Here is a 21,962-nt window from a genome sequence, read left to right as displayed (position 1 = left end):
CGCAAGCTTATCTGTCCTACGCTATTAATCCTGTAGGCCAGATAAGGCGTTCACGCCGCCATCAGGCAACAAGCTTGCCCACAGGAGTTTTTCATGACCAATCGCATCCAACGTTTGAAAGCCGCTCTGTTTCAACATAATCGTGAAATCTCACTTGAGCGCGCGCAACTGTATACCGCCAGCCATCAGCAGACGGAAGGGGATCCGGTCATTCTGCGTCGGGCGAAAGCAACCGCGTATATCCTTGAGTACGTTGAAATTTCGATTCGTGATGAAGAGCTGATTGCAGGCAACCGTACCGTTAAGCCGCGGGCGGGAATAATGTCGCCGGAGATGGATCCGTACTGGCTGTTGAAAGAGCTGGACCAGTTCCCGACGCGTCCGCAGGACCGTTTTGATATTAGTGACGAAGATAAACGTCTCTATCGTGATGTGCTGTACCCGTACTGGGAAAAGCGCTCGATGAAGGATTTCATCAACGGTCAGATGACCGATGAGGTAAAAGCCGCCGTCAGCACCCAGATTTTTAGCATTAACCAGACGGACAAAGGGCAGGGACATATCATTATTGATTATCCGCGCCTGCTGAATCACGGGCTTGGTGAGCTGGTCACGCAGATGCGGCAACACTGCGAGCAGCAGCCGGATAACCACTTTTATCAGGCTGCGTTGCTGCTGCTTGAAGCTTCGCAAAGCCATATTCTGCGTTACGCTCTGCTGGCAGAAAAAATGGCGGAAGATTGCCCGGATGCGCAGCGTCGTCAGGAACTGCTCGCCATTGCCGCAAACTCCCGCCACAACATGCAGCACAAGCCGCAAACCTTCTGGCAGGCGTGCCAGCTGTTCTGGTACATGAATATTATTTTGCAGTATGAGTCCAACGCCAGCTCGCTTTCGCTGGGGCGTTTCGACCAGTATATGCTGCCGTTCTACCAGACCTCACTGACTCAGGGGGACGATCCGGCTTTCTTAAAGGAGATCCTCGAATCATTGTGGGTAAAGTGCAATGACATCGTATTGTTGCGTTCTACCAGTAGCGCGCGTTATTTCGCTGGATTCCCGACGGGATATACCGCGCTGCTCGGCGGATTGACGGAGAACGGACGCAGCGCGGTAAACGTTCTCTCATTCCTCTGCCTTGATGCTTACCAGAGTGTACAACTGCCGCAGCCAAATCTTGGCGTGCGCACCAATGCGTTGATTGATACACCTTTCCTGATGAAGACGGCGGAGACCATTCGTCTTGGCACCGGTATTCCGCAGATCTTTAACGATGAAGTGGTGGTGCCTGCGTTTCTGAACCGTGGCGTATCGCTGGAGGATGCGCGGGATTACGCCGTGGTCGGCTGTGTGGAGCTGTCGATTCCGGGCAGAACTTACGGCTTGCATGACATTGCCATGTTCAACCTGTTGAAAGTGATGGAAATCAGTCTGTATGAGAACGAAGGCAACAGCGCGCTGACGTATGACGGTCTGCTGGCGCATATTCGCGCCAAAATTAGCCACTACATCACGCTAATGGTGGAGGGCAGCAATATCTGCGATATCGGCCATCGTGACTGGGCGCCGGTACCGCTGCTCTCTTCGTTTATCAGCGACTGCCTGGATAAAGGTTGTGATATTACCGACGGCGGCGCACGCTATAACTTCTCTGGCGTGCAAGGTATTGGTATCGCCAACCTGAGTGATTCTTTACATGCGCTTAATGGATTGGTGTTCGAACAGCAGCGCTTAAGTTTTGACGAGCTGCTGTCGGTATTAAAAGACAATTTTGCCACGCCGGAAGGTGAAAAGGTACGCGCCAGGTTGATCAACCGTTTTGAAAAATACGGCAACGATATTGATGATGTGGATAACATCAGCGCTGAACTGCTACGTTTTTACTGTAAAGAGGTAGAAAAATACCAAAATCCGCGCGGTGGGCAATTTACGCCAGGTTCGTATACCGTTTCTGCTCACGTGCCGCTGGGTTCGGTAGTGGGGGCGACGCCGGATGGCCGTTTCACCGGAGAGCAACTGGCAGACGGTGGCCTGTCGCCGATGCTGGGACAGGATATGCAGGGGCCGACTGCGGTGCTGAAATCGGTCAGTAAGCTGGATAACACATTGCTTTCAAACGGTACCTTGCTGAACGTGAAGTTTACGCCAGCTACCCTTGAAGGAGAGGTGGGATTACGCAAGTTGGCAGATTTCCTGCGTGCGTTTACTCAACTTAAGCTACAGCACATCCAGTTTAACGTGGTGAATGCCGAAACATTGCGCGAGGCACAGCATCGTCCGCAAGATTTTGCCGGGCTGGTGGTGCGCGTGGCGGGTTACAGCGCCTTCTTTGTCGAGCTGTCGAAGGAGATTCAGGATGACATCATTCGTCGCACCGCGCATCAGCTGTGAGGTTGTGGAGCAGTGCGACGATGAAGCCGCACGCATCTTCAACATTCAGCGTTACTCGCTAAATGATGGGCAAGGCATTCGCACAGTCGTCTTTTTTAAAGGCTGTCCGCACACCTGCCCGTGGTGTGCTAACCCCGAATCTCTCTCTCCACGTATTGAAACGGTACGACGAGAGAGTAAATGCCTGCATTGTGCGCCTTGCCTGCGTGATGCTGATGAATGCCCTTCCGGGGCGTTTGAACATATTGGCCGTGATATCACGCTGGATGAGCTGGAACGCGAGGTGCTGAAAGATGAACTCTTTTTTCGCACCTCAGGTGGCGGAGTGACGCTTTCCGGTGGTGAAGTGCTGATGCAAGCGCCCTTTGCCATCCGCTTTTTACAGCGTCTGAAGCGGCTGGGGATTAGGTGCGCTATTGAAACTGCAGGTGACGCCCCGGCCAGCCGCCTGCTTCCGCTGGCAAAAGCATGCGATGAAGTGTTGTTTGATCTCAAAATTATGGATGTGGTGCAGGCGCGCGAGGTGGTCAATATGAACCTGCCGCGCGTGCTTGAAAATTTGCGGCTGTTAGTGAGGGAGGGAATCAATGTGATTCCCCGTTTGCCGTTAATTCCTGGATATACGCTCAATGCGGAAAACCTGCGACAAGCTTTGACGCTGCTGACATCCTTAGGCATAAAACAGGTTCATCTGCTACCGTTTCATCGGTATGGCGAACCGAAATACAGCCTGCTCGGCCTGCCCTGGTCGATGAAAGATGTGCCCGCGCCATCGGCGCAAGAGTTGGCTGCATTGCGTGGGATGGCGGTACGCGCTGGTTTTCAGGTAACCACAGGAGGTTAATATGACAGTCGCACCTGTACGATATCTGGTTGCGGTTACCGCGTGCGTAAGCGGCGTGGCACATACCTATATGGCTGCCGAACGGCTGGAGAAGCTCTGCCAGCAAGAGAAGTGGAGCATTAAGATTGAAACTCAGGGCGCGCTGGGAACCGAAAATCGCTTAACGGAAGAAGATATTAACCGCGCTGATGCGGTGTTGCTCATTACCGATATTGAACTTGCGGGGGCGGAACGCTTTACGCAGAGTCGATACGTGCAGTCGGGCATTAGCGCTTTTCTGCGTGAACCACAACGGGTGATGAGTGCAGTACGAAAGCTGCTGTCAGCGCCGCAGCACACACATCTTACTCTGGAGTAGTTTTTTTCTCCGTCAACTGGCTGTGATACTGCCGACGATACTCTGACGGTGAACGTTCAGTATTCTTGCGAAACAGGCGGCAGAAGTAGTTGCTGTCAACAAATCCACAGGTGTGTGCTACTTCTTTGATCTTCAGCTCGTAACCCTTTAACAGCGTTTTTGCGTGTTCCAGTCGCGTATGATTCAGGTATTCGTTAAAACCGATTGCGCCCGTTTTTTGAAACAGGTGGGAGAGGTAATTGGGTGAAATGTAAAACGCCTGCGCAACGGATTCTCGGGTGAGCGGCGCAGCGTAACGCTCGTCAATATAACCCCGAATGGCTTCGAAAAGGGCCTGGCTGCGGGATGCGGTCTGGATCTGGCTGCCGAGCAGATCGCGACAATGGCTCAGCAAACTCGCAACGATTAGCCTGGCCGTTTGCTGTTCTTGCGGCTGCATTTGCATCTCATGGAGCGTTTGCAGCAGAAAAGAACCAATACGTGGCCCGCGCCGTGCGACGTGTTGGCGGGTAAGATTTTGATATTGCTTGCCGTCCCACTGGACGATGCTGAAACCCAGTTGCTGTTTGCCGAACAGAATGCTGAGTGTTGTGACCGGTGTGACCCACTGCGGATAGTTCCAGCCGCCAGCCGGAACGAACAAGACATCGCCGGGGGTAAGCACCTTATCAACGCCAGAATCCGCAAATTCACCTTCCAGCACAATTTCCAGCCGGGGAAAATCGACCTGATACGCCAGTTCCGGTGTTGTGCTAGTGGTGCTGGCAAAATACACCTGGCGCAGCGGTGCGGGGCCGTTAATCAGGCGGGAGAGAAGATGGCTTACGTCGTGATACATGTTAATCCCTTGCAGGCAGCAGACAGGGAAACAGTAACCGCCATCCTAAAAAAAGGCCACTCTTTAAGAGTGGCCGGTGCGAGAGTTACTGATTACCGATCTGATCGCCGTAAGGCAGGGAATCGTAATCTATCAGGGCATTCTTCTTGTACGGATTGCCAATCCAGCGGGTTGTCTCTTTGAACTGCGGGTTGGTAATGGCGCGAGTTGGATCGAAACCATCGTAGGTGAAGCCCGCTAAGTCAGACCAGGTGTGGATAAGCTCAGAGCTGCTGTATTTACGATTCACATCCTGTGAAAAGTCACGTGGATGCGCGGCCTGCCATTTTTCCGAGGTCCACAACAGGAACGGCACCGTATACATATGGCGCGTTGGGCTGTCCTCATTACGACCTTGCGTTTTGTGCGGTGGCGTATCGTAAACCTCTTCACCATGATCGGAGAAGTACAGCAGGAAGCCGTTCGGATCGGTCGCTTTATAGTCTTTGATCAGACTGGCAATAATATGATCATTGTAGACATTCGCGCTGTCGTAATCGTTGTAGGCTTCCAGCTCATCGTTACTCAGGCCAGCGGGAACATTGTCGATATTATTGTCGAACTTACCCTGGCCATCCGGATAGCGGAATTTGTACTTAATATGCGTTCCCAGCAGGTGCACGATGATGAACTTTTTCGGCGCCGGGTCGGCCAGCACTTCTTTAAATGGTGCCAGCACGTTGCTGTCATATTCGCGTGCGCTTTGCGTACGCTGCTGGTTCATATAGAACTGCTTATCCGTCTGCTTAGAGAACACGGTCAGCATGGTGTTGCGGGCCGTCATTGTCTGCTGATTGGTGATCCAGAAGGTTTTATAACCCGCTTGTTTCATCATGTTCATCAGAGACGGCTGAGTCAGATACAGATCCGGGTTCTTCTCGTTAGCGAAGGTCAGCGCCTGCTGCAGGATTTCAATGGTGTACGGACGTGAGGTCACAACATTATTGAACACGGTGAAGTTAGGATCGGATTTATGCAACGCATCCAGTTCTGGCGTCGTTTCACGCGGGTAGCCATACAGGCTCATGCGGCCACGTTGCGTTGACTCGCCAATCACCAGCACTAGCGTACGCGGTGCGTCACCTGAGCTGTCTTTAAAGTTGGCCAGTGGTGGCAGGGCATTGTTCTCATTCAGCAGGCTATTGAGCGAGGTCAACTGCTGACGATATTGATAATACCCGGAGATGAATTGCCACGGCGCGGCGGGCTCCATACGTGAAGCAAGGCCATCCAACGTTTTTTCAAACGGTTTTTGTTTGATGAAGGTGTTCACCGTCATTGGATGCAGAATCAAACCGTATAAAAGCGCAAACGACACCAGGTAGCGCCAGGGCGATGGAATATGTACCGGGCGCAGGCGCGTCCATAGCAGAATTGCTATTGCCGTATAGGCCAGCGCAATTAAGACGATCTTCAGACTGAAGTATTGACTCAGGTACTCGCTGGCTTCGTTCGCATTGGTTTCAAACATCACGTACAGAACGCTTTGCGAGAACTCTTGCCCGTAAATGACGTAATAGCTCAGAGCAGCCAGCGAGGCCGCCCATAGCACTATGCCAATGACGGCAGCAATAATGCGGATACGGTTTGGAAATAAAAATACCGGGATCAACCACAGCGAGCTGAACAGCAGGGAGTCGCGTAGGCCGGTAGATCCGCTATAGCCGCTGAAATAGATAACGGCCTGCAGTAATGAGGAAAAAAACCAAAAATAGAGGAGCGCCCAACCCAGGGCTTTCCAGCTAAACGCGGGTTTAGACTGGAGTTGTAAGGATTGCATAGTATGAGCCTGTCTTTAATTGTAGCGCCAAGAGTAGCGGCTAAACATTAAGAGGAACTGAAGCATCACGATCTCAGGATCGTGTTTCGCTGTTGTAATATTCACGTAGTGAATATGTTCAGGCAGGAATATATTGAAAATGAAATGATTGTAACAGCGGTTTTTACTGTCGCCTTCGTACAGTAGCACGAAGGCGACAGCTGGAGGGGTGTTAGCCTGTATTGCGCATACCGGCGGCAACACCAGCGATAGTCACCATCAGCGCTTGTTCAACGCGTGGATCCGGTTCATGTCCTTGCTCTTCGGCCAGGCGTGAACGGTGTAACAGCTCAGCCTGTAAGACGTTCAGTGGATCAGTATAAATATTTCTTAACTGAATGGACTCGGCAATCCACGGCAGGTCGGCCATCAAATGTGAGTCGTTGGCAATCGCCAGCACGACATCGATATCTGCTTCCAGGCGCTGACGAAGTTCTTCGCCCAGCGGCCACAGCTCTTTTTTGACCAGGCGCTGATCGTAGTATTCTGCCAGCCACAGATCCGCTTTGGCGAAAACCATTTCCAGCATGCCAAGACGCGTGGAGAAGAATGGCCAGTCGCGGCACATTGCTTCGAGTTCGCTTTGCTTACCGTCTTCAACCACTTTTTGCAGCGCGGTACCAGCACCCAGCCATGCCGGGAGCATCAGGCGGTTCTGCGTCCAGGCAAAGATCCACGGAATGGCGCGCAGAGACTCAACCCCGCCGGTTGGGCGACGTTTTGCCGGACGTGAACCGAGCGGCAATTTACCCAGTTCTTGCTCTGGCGTCGCGGAGCGGAAATAAGGAACGAAGTCTTTATTTTCACGCACATATCCACGATAAAGCTCACAGGAGATATCGGAAAGCTCATCCATGATATGACGCCAGTTATCTTTCGGCTCTGGCGGCGGTAACAGGTTGGCCTCCAGAATTGCTGCGGTATACAGCGACAGGCTGCTGATGGTCACTTCCGGCAGGCCGTACTTAAAGCGGATCATCTCACCTTGTTCTGTCACGCGCAGGCCGCCTTTAAGGCTGCCTGGCGGTTGGGAGAGCAGTGCCGCATGGGCAGGTGCGCCGCCGCGACCAATGGACCCGCCGCGACCGTGGAACAGCGTCAGTTCGATACCGGCTTTTTCGCAGGTTTTGATCAGCGCATCCTGAGCCTGATATTGTGCCCAGGAGGCGGCCATCACGCCCGCATCTTTTGCGGAGTCAGAGTAGCCAATCATGACCATCTGTTTGCCCTGAATAAAGCCGCGATACCAGTCGATATTCAGGAGCTGGGACATGACGTCATCGGCATTGTTGAGGTCGTCCAGCGTTTCAAACAGCGGTGCGACCGGCATAGCAAAACCGATACCGGCTTCTTTCAGTAACAAGTGTACGGCCAACACATCTGATGGCGTTTTCGCCATCGAGATAACATAGGCGGCAATGGAACCGTACGGTGCTTCGGCAATAACCTGGCAGGTGTCCAGCACTTCACGGGTGTCGTTGCTTGGTTCCCAGTGACGCGGCAGCAGCGGACGTTTGGAATTCAGTTCGCGGATCAGGAAAGCTTGTTTATCGGCTTCTGACCAGTTTTCGTAGTCGCCAATGCCCAGATAACGGGTCAGTTCGCCCAGAGCTTCAGTATGACGGGTGCTTTCCTGACGAATATCGATACGTACCAGCGGTACGCCGAAACATTTCACGCGCCTCAGGGTGTCGAGCAGTTCGCCATTGGCGATGATACCCATGCCACAAGCTTGCAGAGACTGGTAACACGCATACAGCGGGTCCCAAAGTTGTTCGTTTTGGGTAAGAAGGCCCGCAGGCTTCGGCAATTTCTCGCCTTTCAGACGGGCTTCCAGCCAGGCCTGGGTTGCCATCAGACGTGAACGCAACGTTTTCATCAGATAACGGTAAGGTTCCGCCGCACCTTCTTCGCCCACCAGCGCCAGCAGTTCCGGTGTGGCATCTACCATCGACAGTTCAGAAATCAAAAACTGGATGTCTTTCAGGAACAGATCGGTGGCTTTCCAACGACTGAGCAGCAGCACGTGGCGGGTGATATCCGCCGTTACGTTCGGGTTGCCGTCACGGTCACCGCCCATCCAGGAGGTAAAGCGAACCGGGACAAAATCAACCGGCAGCTTATAACCCAGGTGCTCTTCCAACTGTTCGTTCAGTTCGCGCAGATAGTTCGGCACGCCTTCCCACAGGCTGTTTTCAACCACCGCGAAGCCCCATTTGGCTTCATCAACCGGGCTTGGGCGCAGTTTACGAATTTCATCCGTATGCCAGGACTGGGCAATCAGCTGGCGCAGACGGCGCATCAGCTGGTGGCGTTCGTAATCGACGAGGTCTTTGTTATCAAGCTGTTTGAGGCAGGCGTTTACCTCGCCCATTTTATGGATCAACGTGCGGCGGGTGATCTCGGTCGGGTGGGCGGTGAGTACCAGTTCCAGCGAGAGAGACTCCACGGCTTTCTTGATGGTGGCTTCATCGAGGTTGGGCTGGTCTTTCAATTTACGCAGGGTGCGAGCAATCACTTCCGGGTTGCTGGCGGCTTCGCCTTTTGGCGAAATGCTGTGGTGCTGCTCGGCAGTGTTGGCCAGGTTCAGAAACTGGCTAAACGCGCGGGCAACCGGCAGCAGCTCGTCGTTAGACAGGTTTTGCAGCGTAGTGAGCAATTCCTGGCGATTGACTTCATTGCCAGCGCGGGATGACTTGGACAACTTACGGATTGTTTCTACGCGGTCGAGAATGTTCTCTCCCAGCGCGTCCTTGATGGTCTCTCCCAGCACTTTGCCGAGCATACTGACATTACTACGCAACGCGGAATATTGTTCGTTCATTAACCCAGACACCCCATTTTGAAATTATTAGCCCTGTATTTTTCGGACTTAACTTTTTAGCCGTCTTTTATAAAGCCACGTAAAACTCGTGGCGTCAATTGCTGCGAAATCGGTTCAGCAAACGAAAAAATGGCGGCAATTTACGTTATTTAATTCACATCGAATCAAATAAGCGTTGCTTATGGAAATGTTAATAAATTACCTCGCTTACCACTAAAGGGTTAGCGAGGCGATAAGCGGTTAATGCCAGCAGAAGTGGTGCACTACCTGGGTAATTAACTCCCGCGTCGGCTTGATAAAACGCGTTTCCAGATACTCATCCGGCTGATGCGCCTGATTAATGGAGCCAGGACCCAACACCAGCGTTGGGCAAAGCGTCTGGATAAACGGCGCTTCGGTGCAGTAGTTCACCACTTCCGTTTGCGCGCCCAGCAGTTTCTCAACCACTTGTACCAGTTGATGGTCAGGTGGGCACTCATAGCCTGGAATGGGCGGATGCAGTTCCGACACCGTCAGGCGACCCGGCCAGCGCTCGCTGACCGGGGCCAGCGCATCGTTAAGTAAGCCACTGAGATCGTTGAGCGTCATGCCGGGGAGGGGGCGAATATCCATATGCAGTTCGCAGCAGGCGCAGATGCGGTTGGCAGCATCGCCACCGTGGATGTGACCCAAATTTAACGTCGGATACGGGACGGTAAACGCATCATGGTGATAACGCTCTTTCAGGTCGTCGCGCAAAGTCATGATATGGCCAATGGAGTCATGCATCAGCTCAATCGCATTGACGCCACGCGCCGGATCGCTTGAGTGGCCCGATTGCCCCAAAATGCGAATCGCATTAGAGATATGACCTTTGTGCGCGCGGACCGGTTGCAGGGAGGTGGGTTCACCGATGATCGCACAGTCCGGTCGCAGGGCGGTGGTTTCAGAGAAGTAGCGTGCACCCGCCATGCTGGTTTCTTCGTCGGCAGTGGCCAGAATGTACAGGGGTTTTTTCAACTTCGTGACATCGACGTCGCGCAGCGCATCGAGGATAAAGGCGAAGAAGCCTTTCATATCCGCCGTACCCAGACCGTAGAGCTTATTGTCATGCTCGGTGAGAGTGAACGGATCGCGCGTCCAGCGTCCGTCATCAAACGGGACGGTATCGGTATGGCCCGCCAACAACAGACCGCCAGCCCCTTGCCCGATGCTCGCCAGCATATTGAATTTATTTCGCGTATCGGGAACCGGCTGGACCTCTACATTGAAGCCTAAATCTTTAAACCAGCCCGCAAGCAGAGTGATTAAACCTGCATTGCTTTGATCGAGCGCTTCTTCGGTGGCGCTAATCGACGGTGTGGCAATCAGAGCGCGGTAAATCTCGATAAATGGCGGTAAATTGTTTTTCATTGTTGACACACCTCGGGTCATGATAGTATCAATATTCATGCAACATTTGTGAATAAAAATACATTAACGTTAAGCATAATAAAACCCACCAAGTGTAAGGTGAGGTGATAAAGGCTTATACCTGGCAACAGAATCTAAGAAGGTGAGCAGCCCCGATGTTGAATACGCTGATTGTGGGCGCCAGTGGTTATGCCGGCGCAGAGCTTGTGACCTATGTAAATCGCCATCCTGATATGAACATAACCGCTTTGACCGTCTCAGCGCAAAGCAATGATGCAGGAAAATTAATCTCCGATTTGCATCCGCAGTTGAAAGGCATTGTCGATTTACCGTTGCAGCCAATGTCAGATATCAGCGAGTTTAGCGCAGGGGTGGACATTGTGTTCCTCGCAACGGCTCATGAGGTGAGTCATGACCTGGCCCCGCAGTTCCTGCAGGCTGGATGCGTGGTGTTTGACCTTTCGGGCGCGTTTCGCGTAAACGACGGCGCGTTCTATGAAAAATATTACGGCTTTACCCATCAGCACCCTGACCTGCTGGAGCAGGCCGTTTATGGGCTGGCGGAGTGGAGCGAAGACCAACTAAAAGACGCGAATCTGATTGCCGTACCAGGTTGTTACCCAACAGCGGCGCAGCTTTCGCTTAAACCGCTGATTGATGCCGGGCTGCTGGATCTCAGCCAGTGGCCGGTGATCAACGCCACCAGCGGCGTGAGCGGCGCGGGGCGTAAGGCGGCTATTTCCAACAGCTTTTGTGAGGTGAGCCTACAGCCGTATGGCGTGTTTACCCATCGTCATCAGCCGGAAATCGCGATTCACCTTGGTGCGGAAGTGATCTTCACCCCGCATCTGGGTAACTTCCCCCGCGGCATCCTGGAAACTATCACCTGCCGTTTGCAAGCGGGCGTAACCCATGCGCAAGTGGCCCAGACGTTGCAACAGGCGTATGGCGATAAGCCACTGGTGCGTTTGTATGACAAAGGCGTTCCAGCGCTGAAGAACGTGGTTGGCTTACCGTTCTGTGATATCGGGTTCGCTGTACAGGGTGAGCACCTGATCGTGGTGGCAACTGAAGATAACTTATTGAAAGGCGCGGCAGCACAGGCGATGCAGTGCGCAAATATTCGTTTTGGCTTTGCCCAAACGCAGTCTCTTATGTAAAGGTGCAACAATGAATCCATTAATTATCAAGCTGGGCGGCGTTTTACTGGATAGCGAAGAGGCGCTGGAGCGTCTGTTTACCGCATTGGTGAATTATCGTGAGTCGCATCAGCGTCCACTGGTCATTGTGCACGGTGGCGGCTGCGTGGTTGATGAGCTGATGAAGCAGCTCAATCTGCCGGTAAAAAAGAAAAATGGCCTGCGCGTCACGCCAGCCGATCAAATTGACATTATTACCGGCGCCCTGGCGGGAACAGCGAATAAAACCTTACTGGCCTGGGCAAAAAAACATCACATCGCGTCTGTGGGTCTGTATCTTGGCGATGGTGACAGCGTAAAGGTGACGCCGCTCGATAAAGAGCTGGGTCATGTTGGACTGGCGCAGCCGGGTTCGCCTAAGCTGATTAACACGCTGCTGGAAGGTGGTTTTCTGCCGGTAGTGAGCTCCATTGGCGTTACTGAAGACGGGCTACTGATGAATGTTAATGCCGACCAGGCGGCAACGGCGCTGGCAGCAACGTTGGGGGCGGATCTGATCCTGCTCTCTGACGTAAGTGGTATTCTGGATGGTAAAGGTCAGCGTATTGCTGAAATGACCGCCGTCAAAGCGGAACAACTGATTGAACAAGGTATTATTACTGATGGCATGATCGTGAAGGTCAATGCGGCACTGGATGCTGCGCGTACGCTGGGCCGTCCGGTGGATATCGCCTCCTGGCGTCATGCCGATCAACTTCCGGCGCTGTTTAACGGCACGCCAATTGGTACGCGGATTTTAGCGTAAGTTTTTATTGAATGACTGTAGGCCGGGTAAGCGCAGCGCTACCCGGCGGAACTAATGAATAAAGGAACGATGTTATGGCACTTTGGGGTGGGCGTTTTACACAGGCAGCAGATCAGCGGTTCAAACAGTTCAACGACTCGTTGCGTTTTGACTACCGCCTGGCAGAACAGGATATTGTCGGCTCTGTGGCCTGGTCCAAAGCGTTGGTAACAGTTGGCGTACTGACCGCCGATGAGCAGCTTCAGCTGGAAGAGGCGCTGAATACTCTGCTGGAAGAGGTTAGGGCGAATCCGCAGCAGATCCTGCAAAGCGATGCCGAAGATATTCATAGCTGGGTAGAAGGAAAGCTGATCGATAAAGTCGGCCAGCTTGGCAAAAAACTGCATACCGGACGTAGCCGTAACGACCAGGTCGCGACCGATCTTAAACTGTGGTGTAAAGATACGGTTATTGAATTGCTGTCGGCCAATCGTCAGTTGCAAAGTGCGTTGGTGGTGACGGCAGAGAATAACCAGGACGCGGTTATGCCGGGTTACACCCACCTGCAACGTGCGCAACCTGTGACGTTTGCCCACTGGTGCCTGGCCTATGTTGAAATGCTGGCGCGTGACGAGAGCCGTCTGCAGGACACACTCAAACGCTTAGACGTTAGCCCGTTAGGCTGTGGCGCGCTGGCGGGTACGGCATATGAAATCGATCGCGAGCAGTTGGCCGGTTGGCTGGGTTTTGCCTCGGCGACGCGCAACAGTTTGGATAGCGTTTCTGACCGTGATCACGTGCTGGAGCTACTCTCCGACGCCTCTATCGGTATGGTGCATCTGTCACGTTTTGCTGAAGACCTTATTTTCTTTAATACCGGGGAAGCGGGCTTTGTTGAGCTGTCCGATCGTGTGACTTCGGGCTCATCTCTGATGCCGCAGAAGAAAAACCCGGATGCACTGGAGCTGATCCGCGGTAAATGCGGTCGTGTGCAGGGGGCGCTGACCGGCATGATGATGACGTTAAAAGGCCTCCCGCTGGCATACAACAAAGATATGCAGGAAGACAAAGAAGGGGTGTTTGACGCGCTCGACACCTGGCTGGATTGCCTGCATATGGCCGCGCTGGTGCTGGATGGCATTCAGGTGAAACGTCCGCGTTGTCAGGAGGCTGCGCAGCAGGGCTATGCTAACGCCACTGAACTGGCGGATTATCTGGTGGCAAAAGGTGTTCCGTTCCGCGAAGCGCACCATATTGTGGGTGAAACGGTAGTTGAGGCGATTCGGCAGGGCAAACCGCTGGAAGCTCTGTCGCTTGCCGATTTACAACGGTTCAGCCAGGTCATTGGCGATGACGTTTACCCGATCCTCTCGTTGCAATCTTGCTTAGACAAACGTGCGGCGAAAGGCGGCGTTTCGCCCCTGCAGGTTGCGCAGGCGATCGACTATGCGAAGGCGCGTCTGGCGTAAATTGATGGGTAATGATTCGAGCCTGGCGCTACGCCGGGCTTTTTTATGCAAAAAAATGCGGACACAAGGTCCGCAAAAGTTCACGTTGGCTTTAGTTATTTCGAGTATGAGAACGGACAGTAGCTTCAAGGGTTAAAGGGGTACCGTTCCGTTTCTGTGGTGCATTATTAAACAGAAAGCTTGATAGGGATAATCGTTCGTTGCTATGCTACCTATCGCTACGAACTATCGTGGCGATGGAGGATGAATAATGAATATTCGTGATCTTGAATACCTGGTGGCACTCGCCGAACATCGTCACTTCCGACGAGCGGCAGACTCCTGTCACGTAAGCCAACCAACGCTGAGCGGCCAGATCCGTAAGCTGGAAGATGAGCTTGGCGTTATGTTGCTGGAGCGTACAAGTCGCAAGGTGCTGTTCACTCAGGCAGGTTTACTGCTGGTGGATCAGGCGCGTACCGTGCTGCGCGAGGTCAAAGTGCTCAAGGAGATGGCAAGCCAACAAGGCGAGACAATGTCTGGCCCGCTGCATATTGGTTTGATCCCAACGGTGGGGCCATACCTGCTGCCGCATATTATTCCTATGTTGCACCAGACCTTCCCAAAACTGGAAATGTATCTCCATGAGGCGCAGACGCATCAACTGCTGGCGCAACTGGACAGCGGTAAGCTCGACTGCGTCATTCTGGCGCTGGTGAAAGAGAGTGAAGCGTTCATCGAAGTGCCGTTATTTGATGAGCCTATGTTGCTGGCGATCTATGAAGATCACCCATGGGCAAACCGGGATTGTGTGCCGATGTCCGATCTGGCGGGTGAAAAACTGCTGATGCTGGAGGATGGTCACTGCCTGCGCGATCAGGCGATGGGCTTCTGCTTTGAAGCGGGCGCTGATGAGGATACCCATTTTCGGGCAACCAGTCTGGAAACACTACGCAACATGGTGGCGGCAGGCAGCGGTATTACTTTATTGCCTGCGCTGGCTGTTCCGTCTGAGCGTAAGCGTGATGGTGTTGTTTATCTGCCCTGCATCAAGCCTGAACCACGCCGGACGATTGGCCTGGTGTATCGTCCAGGTTCGCCGCTGCGCAGTCGTTATGAACAGCTGGCAGAGGCCATCCGTGGATCAATGGATGGCCATTTCGACAGTGCGTTAAAACAGGCGGTTTAAGCCATTTAGCGCCGCTACCCGATAGGCTTCCGCCATCGTTGGGTAGTTAAAGGTGGTGTTAACGAAGTACTCGATGGTGTTACCACCACCTTTTTGCTCCATAATCGCCTGACCGATATGAATAATTTCGGCCGCGCGTTCCCCAAAGCAGTGGATCCCCAGAATCTCTTTAGTTTCACGATGGAACAGAATCTTCAGCGTTCCGACGCTCATACCGACGATTTGTGCCCGTGCCAGGTGTTTAAACTGGGCGCGACCGACTTCGTAGGGAACTTTCATTGCCGTGAGCTGCTGTTCCGTTTTACCGACGGAGCTGATTTCCGGAATGGTATAAATCCCGGTCGGGATATCTTCGATCAGATGCGCAGTCGCTTCGCCTTTTACCAACGCCTGGGCGGCAATGCGTCCCTGATCGTAGGCTGCTGATGCCAGGCTCGGATAGCCGATCACATCGCCAACGGCATAGACGTGCGGTAACGCTGTCTGGTACATGCTGTTGACCTTCAGCTGTCCGCGGCTGTCAGTTTTCAGACCAATATTTTCCAGCGCCAGCGAATCGGTATTACCGGTGCGACCATTGGCGTACAACAGGCAGTCGGCCTTCAGTTTTTTACCGGATTTCAGATGCATGATGACGCCATCATCGCAGCCTTCAATCTTCTCGTACTCTTCGTTGTGGCGAATGACGACACCGCTATTCCAGAAGTGATAAGAGAGCGAGTCGGACATCTCTTGATCGAGGAACGCCAGCAGACGATCGCGAGTGTTGATTAAATCGACTTTGACGTCCATTCCACGAAAAATCGATGCATATTCGCAGCCAATGACCCCTGCGCCATAAATCAAAACGTGGCGGGGTTCGTGGTGCAGGCTCAGGATCGAGTCGCTGTCATACACCCGGGGATGCGAAAAGTCGACGTCTACAGGGTGATAGGGGCGTGAACCGCAGGCGATAACGAACTTATCCGCGGTCAGCGTTTCCACCGTGCCGTCGTGGCATTCCAGAGCGAGCGTGTGTTCATCAACAAAACGGGCATTGCCCTGCAAAATTTCGCAGTGGTTACGCTCGTAAAATCCTTGCCGCATACGTGTCTGCTGATTTATGACGTTATCAGCGTGGTTGAGAATATCGGCGAAAGAAGAACGAAGGAGTCGGGAGTGGTCGCTGTAAAGTGGGTTCTGATTGAATTCAATGATACGGCTGACGGCGTGGCGGAGAGCTTTCGACGGGATGGTGCCCCAGTGGGTACAGCCTCCACCGACGTTATGATAGCGCTCAATCACCGCGACGCGCGCTCCTTGCTTAACCAGACCCATCGCAGCGCCTTCGCCGCCGGGACCGGAACCTATTACTATTGCATCGTAATCGTAGGAATGTGACATGGTCAGGCTTACCTGTTCTTATACATAAAAGCAACAGAATAGTAACATCGTTGTCAGGATAACCCAATTATCGTTGTGCTTTTTTGCGAAGTCGAAGCACAAACTGCGCGTAAACAATCATTCACAAAGCCATGCCAACCGCCTAATCTCTGGTATAGTGCCAGCAAGGTATGTGGAAGGATTCAGACATCGTGATGGGCGTTAGAGCGCAACAAAAAGAAAAAACCCGGCGTTCGCTGGTAGAAGCCGCATTTAGTCAACTCAGCGCTGAGCGTAGTTTTGCCAGCCTCAGTTTACGCGAAGTCGCTCGTGAAGCGGGCATTGCGCCAACCTCGTTTTATCGCCATTTCCGCGATGTGGATGAACTCGGCCTGACGATGGTGGACGAGAGTGGTCTGATGCTGCGCCAGTTGATGCGTCAGGCGCGTCAGCGTATTGCTAAGGGGGGGAGTGTGATCCGCACCTCGGTCTCAACATTTATGGAGTTCATTGGCAACAATCCCAACGCCTTCCGTTTATTATTGCGCGAGCGTTCGGGGACTTCCGCAGCGTTTCGTGCAGCGGTCGCACGTGAAATTCAGCACTTCATTGCGGAACTTGCGGACTATCTGGAACTCGAAAACCATATGCCTCGTGCGTTTACTGAAGCGCAAGCCGAAGCCATGGTAACCATTGTGTTCAGCGCCGGGGCAGAAGCACTGGATGTTGGCGCTGAACAGCGTCGGCAGCTGGAAGAGCGGCTGGTATTGCAATTGCGCATGATCGCGAAAGGCGCATTCTATTGGTACCGCCGTGAACAAGAAAAGATGACGCACCACTCCGAGTAACGAGAAGGACAAGCAATGAAACAGTCAGGTCAAGATAAAGGTACGCTGCTGCTGGCGCTGGTTGCTGGCTTATCGATCAATGGCACATTTGCGGCGCTGTTTAGCTCCATTGTGCCATTCTCAGTATTCCCGATTATTTCGCTGGTGCTGACGGTTTATTGTCTGCATCAGCGCTATCAGAACCGCACCATGCCTGTGGGACTACCGGGCCTGGCTGCCGCCTGTTTTATTCTCGGTGTTCTGTTGTACAGCACCGTGGTACGCGCTGAATACCCGGATATTGGCTCTAACTTCTTCCCGGCGGTACTGTCGGTGATTCTGGTGTTCTGGATCGGTTTTAAAGTGCGTAACCGTAAACAGGAAATTGTGGAGTAATCTTTGTCGGCCGGGCAAGCGAAGCGCTCCCGGCCAGGTCATCACTTATTTTGCGGTCAGTAACACGCCGCACTCCATATGGTGCGTATACGGGAACTGATCAAACAGAGCCAGACGTGAAACATTGTGCGTCTGGCTTAACGTTTCCAGGTTCTTACATAATGTCTCCGGATTGCAGGATATATACAGAATACGCGGATACGCCTGCACCATTTTCTCTGTTTCGCTGTCCAGACCGCTGCGCGGTGGGTCCACGAAAATGGTTTCACATTGGTAACTCTTCAGATCGATTCCCTGCAAACGGTTGAACTCGCGTACCCCGTTCATCGCCTGAGTAAACTCTTCGGCCGCCATGCGAATAATTTGTACATTATCAATGTGGTTAGCCGCGATGTTGTACTGCGCAGCAGCCACGGACGGTTTGGCGATTTCGGTGGCCAGTACACGGTTGAAGTTTTGCGCCAGGGCTAACGAGAAGTTGCCATTGCCGCAGTACAGCTCAAGCAGATCGCCTTTTGACCCTTTGGTGACATCAATTGCCCATTCCAGCATCTGGATATTCATGGCGGCATTCGGCTGGGTAAAACTGTTCTCAACCTGGCGGTAGATAATCTCTTTACCTGCTACCGGCAAGCGTTCGTCAATGTAGTCCTGGTCCAGCTCAATTTTGGTTTTGGTTGCCCGACCAATCATATGGACGTTCAGGTTTTGCGCCCGCAGCGCATCTCGCAGCGCTTCGGCTTCCTGACGCCATTCATCATCTAATTTTTTATGGTACAGCATCGATACCACCGCCTGATCGCTCAGGGTTGTGAGGTAATCAATCTGAAACAGTTTGTGGCGCAGGACGTGGTTGTTGCGAACGCCGTCGATCATTGCCGTCATCAGCGTGTTGATGAGCTCGCTGGCAGCCGGGAAGCTGTCGACGCGAATACGGCTTTTGGTCTGGCTGTCGAACATGATGTGGTACAGGTCATCACCGTCATGCCACAGGCGGAATTCGGCGCGCATACGGTAATGGCTGACCGGTGAGCGAAACACTTCCGGAGCCTGTGCATAAAATGGCGTCATTAAGCTCTGCAGACGCACTACTTTTTCAGCTAACTGGGCGTCGTACTGTTCTGTCGGAAGGTGTTCGGGGGTCATGATGCGTCCTGAAAAATAAAAGTACGCGGGGATTGTAGGGATTGCTCAACAGATGTCCAGTCATTGATGATTTCCGATAATGTGATATGCGGTCTGGACACCAGGTTGTAACAAACTGTAGCATCCGTTTTCCGGTCCTGTGAGTTAAAAGGGAATCCAGTGTAAATCTGGAGCTGACGCGCAGCGGTAAGGAAGGTAAGAGATGAGCGCACCTGGTGCAGACACTGCGGCTTGCCGCGGGAAGTCATCGTCTCTTTATGTCGCCTCCAAGCCCGAAGACCTGCCGGCTAACGTCGCATCTGGTCTTCATCATCGCGTACTATCGGTGGGACCTGCGGCATCCTTCTTAAATTGTGGATGCTTTACAATGATCAAAAAATCATTGCTGTGCACGGCGTTGTCCGTCACGGCATTTTCTGGTTGGGCACAGGACACTCGCCCGGATACTCTCGTCGTCACTGCCAACCGTTTTCAGCAGCCTGTTAATACTGTTCTTGCCCCCACCGATGTGGTCACGCGTGAAGATATTCAACGCTGGCAGTCAAAAGATCTGAACGATGTCATGCGTCGATTGCCAGGCGTAGATATCTCCCAGAGCGGCGGTATGGGTAAAAGTTCCTCTCTGTATGTTCGCGGCACTGAATCTCGTCACGTTCTGGTATTGATTGATGGTGTGCCGATGGCACGTGCCGGCATCGGCAATGCGATCGACATTGGCCAGATTCCGGTATCGTTGGTGCAGCGTGTTGAATACATTCGCGGACCCCGTTCAGCAGTGTACGGCTCTGGTGCGATCGGTGGTGTGGTTAACATCATTACGATGAGTGATGAAGAGAAATCGCAGATCAACGCGGGTATGGGGACTGATGGTTATCAAACCTATGACGGCTCGGTTAATAAGCGGTTTGGTGACACGATGGTGACGGCGGCTGGTGCTTACCAGACGACGAAAGGTTTTAACATTCAACCCGACTCACCCTACAGCGGTGACAGCGACCGCGATGGTTATCGTAATAAGCTGTTCTGGGGCGGCGTTCAACACAAGTTTAGCGATAACGTCTCCGGCTTCTTCCGTGGTTATGGATATACCGCTAATAGTGATTATGACCAGGGTTCGTGGGGTAATCCTGGAGGGAATGACGAAGCCCAGAATTACACGCAGTCCTGGGATTCAGGTCTTCGTTACAGCTCTGGTATCTACTCCTCCCAACTTATTGCTAACTACCAGCATCTCAAAGATTACAACTATAGCAACGAACTCGGCCGTTATGCGGGAGACGCTACGCTGGATAATATGGAACAACGCTATATTCAGTGGGGAAATAACGTTGCGGTTGGGCATGGGGCAATTAGCGGCGGTGTCGACTGGAAACAAGAGAAGCTGACATCCAGCAGTACGACGAAATCAGATGCTTATAAACGTGATACAACGGGACTTTATCTGACCGGGCAGCAACAAATTGAGAGCGTCACGCTGGAAGCCTCGGGCCGTGAAGATCATGACGAACAATTCGGCTGGCATGGTACCTGGCAGACCGCAGCTGGCTGGGAGTTTGTTGATGGTTATCGTGCAACGCTCTCTTACGGTACTGGTTTCCTGGCGCCCTCGCTGGGTCAGCAATACGGGGCGACGCGCTTTGCCTCATCCTATGGGCCGGGTATCGCTGCCAACCCGAATCTGAAACCGGAAGAATCTAAACAGTGGGAAGCAGGTATTGATGGATTGACAGGGCCGCTTAATTGGCGTCTTTCCGCATACCACTATGAAATTCAAAACCTGATCGACTACAAGAATAATCAGTACGTCAACGTTAAATCAGCCACGATTAAAGGGCTGGAATGGACCGGAAACTTTACGACAGGCCCCGTAGAACATAATCTGACGCTACAATACGTTGACCCGCGTGATGATGACACAAACAAGGTGCTCTATCGCCGTGCAAAACAGCAGGTTAAGTATGAGTTAACCGGACAGGTCCAGGATTTGGGCTGGAACGTTGCGTATCAATATATAGGTAAACGTTACGATAATGATTTCGACAATAATCGTGATGTTAAATTGGGCGGCGTCAGCTTATGGGATATCGGATTATCATATCCAATCACCTCACAGCTGACAGTTCGTGGTAAAATCGCCAACCTGTTCGATAAAGATTACGAGACAGTTTATGGCTACGCAACTGCAGGACGGGAATACACCTTGTCTGGCAGCTACACCTTCTGATCCACGTCCCACCGTGCTGGTGTTTGATTCCGGCGTCGGTGGGTTGTCGGTCTATGACGAGATCCGGCGTCTTCTCCCGGATCTCCACTATATCTACGCTTTTGATAACGTCGCCTTTCCTTATGGAGAGAAGAGCGAGGCGTTTATCGTTGAGCGCGTTGTTGAGATTGTGACTGCGGTCCAGCAGCGCTATCCCCTCTCTCTTGCGGTTATCGCGTGTAATACGGCAAGCACGGTGTCGCTCCCTGCGTTACGGGAGAAATTTGCTTTTCCGGTAGTTGGCGTGGTGCCTGCGATTAAACCGGCGGCGCGACTCACGGCGAATGGCGTGGTGGGGTTGCTGGCTACGCGTGCAACGGTGAAACGTTCATATACTCATGAGTTGATTGCGCGGTTTGCAAACGAATGTCAGATAGCGATGCTGGGTTCTGCCGAGCTGGTGGAACTGGCTGAAGCGAAGCTGCACGGTGAAACAGTTTCTCTGGAAGAGCTGCGCCGCATTCTGCGTCCGTGGCTGCGGATGTCGGAACCCCCTGACACAGTGGTGCTCGGGTGTACTCATTTCCCTCTATTACAGGAAGAGCTTTTACAGGTTCTGCCCGAGGGGACGCGGCTGGTTGATTCTGGTGCTGCGATTGCGCGTCGCACGGCCTGGTTATTAGAACATGAAGCACCAGATGCAAAATCATCCGACGACAATGTCGCATTCTGTATGGCAATGACGACAGAAGCTGAACAACTATTGCCCGTACTGCAGCGTTATGGCTTTAAGACGCTCGAAAAACTGGCAGTTTAGGTAGTTTTGATGAAAAAATACGCGTTCGGAAAGTTATTTTAAATTTCCCCTTGTCAGCCTGAAATAACTCCCTATAATGCGCCTCCACTGACACGGAACAACGGATTACAAGCCGCCGGGTCAGCGGGGTTCCACTGAGAACTTCG

At 52.7% G+C, this 21,962-nt stretch carries 17 protein-coding genes and 1 riboswitch; of the genes, 11 read left to right on the top strand and 6 right to left on the bottom strand.

The annotated features are described in order from the left end of the window. The first annotated feature begins 93 nt into the window (after window positions 1–93). From On2M_RS22850 to On2M_RS22840, 3 genes are read left to right on the top strand one after another with little or no spacing between them, the layout of a single operon-like run. Entirely contained in the window at window positions 94–2,391 is a 2,298-nt protein-coding gene (locus On2M_RS22850) for a formate C-acetyltransferase (protein WP_210905497.1), read from the top strand. Then, the gene (locus tag On2M_RS22845; protein WP_210905496.1) at window positions 2,357–3,235 is read left to right on the top strand and encodes a [formate-C-acetyltransferase]-activating enzyme; all 879 of its coding nucleotides are present in this window, start codon (window positions 2,357–2,359) and stop codon (window positions 3,233–3,235) included. The genes On2M_RS22850 and On2M_RS22845 overlap by 35 nt, the downstream gene beginning before the upstream one ends. 1 nt (window position 3,236) lies before the next feature. Then, complete coding sequence (locus On2M_RS22840) at window positions 3,237–3,593, top strand: PTS fructose-like transporter subunit IIB (protein ID WP_151218465.1); 357 nt, start codon at window positions 3,237–3,239, stop codon at window positions 3,591–3,593. Here On2M_RS22840 and On2M_RS22835 read toward each other — a convergent pair. The 4 genes from On2M_RS22835 to argE all read right to left on the bottom strand — a co-directional run bounded on the left by On2M_RS22835 (window position 3,580) and on the right by argE (window position 10,505). After that, window positions 3,580–4,431, bottom strand: coding sequence for an AraC family transcriptional regulator (locus On2M_RS22835; RefSeq protein WP_151224168.1), 852 nt, complete (start codon window positions 4,429–4,431; stop codon window positions 3,580–3,582). The two genes, On2M_RS22840 and On2M_RS22835, sit on opposite strands and share 14 nt — an antisense overlap. Before the next feature lie 85 nt (window positions 4,432–4,516). Next, on the bottom strand, window positions 4,517–6,250 hold the full coding sequence (locus tag On2M_RS22830; RefSeq protein WP_151218467.1) for a phosphoethanolamine transferase CptA: 1,734 nt from the start codon (window positions 6,248–6,250) through the stop codon (window positions 4,517–4,519). A 211-nt stretch (window positions 6,251–6,461) separates the two neighbouring features. Then, entirely contained in the window at window positions 6,462–9,113 is a 2,652-nt protein-coding gene (ppc, locus tag On2M_RS22825; RefSeq protein WP_151224169.1) for a phosphoenolpyruvate carboxylase, read from the bottom strand. 240 nt (window positions 9,114–9,353) lie between these two features. After that, entirely contained in the window at window positions 9,354–10,505 is a 1,152-nt protein-coding gene (gene argE / locus On2M_RS22820) for an acetylornithine deacetylase (protein ID WP_210905495.1), read from the bottom strand. A gap of 155 nt (window positions 10,506–10,660) precedes the next feature. Here argE and argC point away from each other — a divergent pair, with 155 nt between their 5' ends. From argC to oxyR, 4 genes are all read left to right on the top strand, one after another. Beyond that, window positions 10,661–11,665: an N-acetyl-gamma-glutamyl-phosphate reductase gene (gene argC, locus On2M_RS22815; protein WP_187254041.1), complete on the top strand. Its 1,005-nt coding sequence runs from the start codon at window positions 10,661–10,663 to the stop codon at window positions 11,663–11,665. Between the two features lie 10 nt (window positions 11,666–11,675). Next, window positions 11,676–12,449: an acetylglutamate kinase gene (argB, locus tag On2M_RS22810; protein WP_151218470.1), complete on the top strand. Its 774-nt coding sequence runs from the start codon at window positions 11,676–11,678 to the stop codon at window positions 12,447–12,449. 74 nt (window positions 12,450–12,523) lie between these two features. Then, window positions 12,524–13,897, top strand: coding sequence for an argininosuccinate lyase (argH, locus tag On2M_RS22805; RefSeq protein ID WP_151218471.1), 1,374 nt, complete (start codon window positions 12,524–12,526; stop codon window positions 13,895–13,897). Between the two features lie 250 nt (window positions 13,898–14,147). Beyond that, window positions 14,148–15,065 carry a DNA-binding transcriptional regulator OxyR gene (gene oxyR / locus On2M_RS22800; RefSeq protein ID WP_151218472.1) on the top strand — a complete coding sequence of 306 codons (918 nt, stop codon included), beginning with the start codon at window positions 14,148–14,150 and terminating at the stop codon, window positions 15,063–15,065. Here the strand turns inward: oxyR and sthA are convergent. Continuing rightward, the gene (gene sthA, locus On2M_RS22795) at window positions 15,048–16,448 is read right to left on the bottom strand and encodes a Si-specific NAD(P)(+) transhydrogenase (protein WP_114683787.1); all 1,401 of its coding nucleotides are present in this window, start codon (window positions 16,446–16,448) and stop codon (window positions 15,048–15,050) included. The two genes, oxyR and sthA, sit on opposite strands and share 18 nt — an antisense overlap. Window positions 16,449–16,639: 191 nt before the next feature. On the opposite strand from sthA, the gene fabR reads away from it, so the two are divergent. Both fabR and On2M_RS22785 read left to right on the top strand, forming a co-directional pair. Continuing rightward, the gene (fabR, locus tag On2M_RS22790; RefSeq protein WP_003028862.1) at window positions 16,640–17,275 is read left to right on the top strand and encodes an HTH-type transcriptional repressor FabR; all 636 of its coding nucleotides are present in this window, start codon (window positions 16,640–16,642) and stop codon (window positions 17,273–17,275) included. A 15-nt stretch (window positions 17,276–17,290) separates the two neighbouring features. Continuing rightward, window positions 17,291–17,650, top strand: a complete 360-nt coding sequence (locus On2M_RS22785) for a YijD family membrane protein (protein ID WP_003028863.1) — start codon at window positions 17,291–17,293, stop codon at window positions 17,648–17,650. Between the two features lie 45 nt (window positions 17,651–17,695). Here the strand turns inward: On2M_RS22785 and trmA are convergent, their stop codons facing one another. After that, window positions 17,696–18,796, bottom strand: coding sequence for a tRNA (uridine(54)-C5)-methyltransferase TrmA (trmA, locus tag On2M_RS22780; RefSeq protein WP_210905494.1), 1,101 nt, complete (start codon window positions 18,794–18,796; stop codon window positions 17,696–17,698). A gap of 115 nt (window positions 18,797–18,911) precedes the next feature. Beyond that, window positions 18,912–19,099: riboswitch (cobalamin riboswitch) on the top strand. A 64-nt stretch (window positions 19,100–19,163) separates the two neighbouring features. Between trmA and btuB the strand changes: the two genes are divergently transcribed. Both btuB and murI read left to right on the top strand, forming a co-directional pair. Continuing rightward, window positions 19,164–21,020 (top strand): TonB-dependent vitamin B12 receptor BtuB, encoded by a 1,857-nt coding sequence (btuB, locus tag On2M_RS22775; protein ID WP_187260213.1) that lies wholly within the window; start codon window positions 19,164–19,166, stop codon window positions 21,018–21,020. After that, on the top strand, window positions 20,965–21,816 hold the full coding sequence (murI, locus tag On2M_RS22770) for a glutamate racemase (protein WP_210905493.1): 852 nt from the start codon (window positions 20,965–20,967) through the stop codon (window positions 21,814–21,816). Before btuB ends, murI begins: the two co-directional genes overlap by 56 nt. Window positions 21,817–21,962 lie beyond the last annotated feature (146 nt).

The organism is Citrobacter sp. On2M (assembly GCF_018035235.1).
GTDB lineage: Bacteria > Pseudomonadota > Gammaproteobacteria > Enterobacterales > Enterobacteriaceae > Citrobacter > Citrobacter meridianamericanus.
The sequence above is the reverse complement of the archived record's forward strand: the minus strand, read 5'-3'. Positions and strand labels throughout refer to the sequence as shown.

Excerpts from the sequence above, each read along its gene's own strand:
- btuB (WP_187260213.1), top strand. The coding sequence starts at position 19,164 with ATGATCAAAAAATCATTGCTGTGCACGGCGTTGTCCGTCACGGCATTT.
- argB (WP_151218470.1), top strand. The coding sequence starts at position 11,676 with ATGAATCCATTAATTATCAAGCTGGGCGGCGTTTTACTGGATAGCGAA.
- trmA (WP_210905494.1), bottom strand. The coding sequence starts at position 18,796 with ATGACCCCCGAACACCTTCCGACAGAACAGTACGACGCCCAGTTAGCT.
- On2M_RS22830 (WP_151218467.1), bottom strand. The coding sequence starts at position 6,250 with ATGCAATCCTTACAACTCCAGTCTAAACCCGCGTTTAGCTGGAAAGCC.
- argC (WP_187254041.1), top strand. The coding sequence starts at position 10,661 with ATGTTGAATACGCTGATTGTGGGCGCCAGTGGTTATGCCGGCGCAGAG.
- oxyR (WP_151218472.1), top strand. The coding sequence starts at position 14,148 with ATGAATATTCGTGATCTTGAATACCTGGTGGCACTCGCCGAACATCGT.
- On2M_RS22785 (WP_003028863.1), top strand. The coding sequence starts at position 17,291 with ATGAAACAGTCAGGTCAAGATAAAGGTACGCTGCTGCTGGCGCTGGTT.
- sthA (WP_114683787.1), bottom strand. The coding sequence starts at position 16,448 with ATGTCACATTCCTACGATTACGATGCAATAGTAATAGGTTCCGGTCCC.
- On2M_RS22845 (WP_210905496.1), top strand. The coding sequence starts at position 2,357 with ATGACATCATTCGTCGCACCGCGCATCAGCTGTGAGGTTGTGGAGCAG.
- argE (WP_210905495.1), bottom strand. The coding sequence starts at position 10,505 with ATGAAAAACAATTTACCGCCATTTATCGAGATTTACCGCGCTCTGATT.
- On2M_RS22840 (WP_151218465.1), top strand. The coding sequence starts at position 3,237 with ATGACAGTCGCACCTGTACGATATCTGGTTGCGGTTACCGCGTGCGTA.
- murI (WP_210905493.1), top strand. The coding sequence starts at position 20,965 with ATGGCTACGCAACTGCAGGACGGGAATACACCTTGTCTGGCAGCTACA.
- On2M_RS22850 (WP_210905497.1), top strand. The coding sequence starts at position 94 with ATGACCAATCGCATCCAACGTTTGAAAGCCGCTCTGTTTCAACATAAT.
- argH (WP_151218471.1), top strand. The coding sequence starts at position 12,524 with ATGGCACTTTGGGGTGGGCGTTTTACACAGGCAGCAGATCAGCGGTTC.
- On2M_RS22835 (WP_151224168.1), bottom strand. The coding sequence starts at position 4,431 with ATGTATCACGACGTAAGCCATCTTCTCTCCCGCCTGATTAACGGCCCC.
- ppc (WP_151224169.1), bottom strand. The coding sequence starts at position 9,113 with ATGAACGAACAATATTCCGCGTTGCGTAGTAATGTCAGTATGCTCGGC.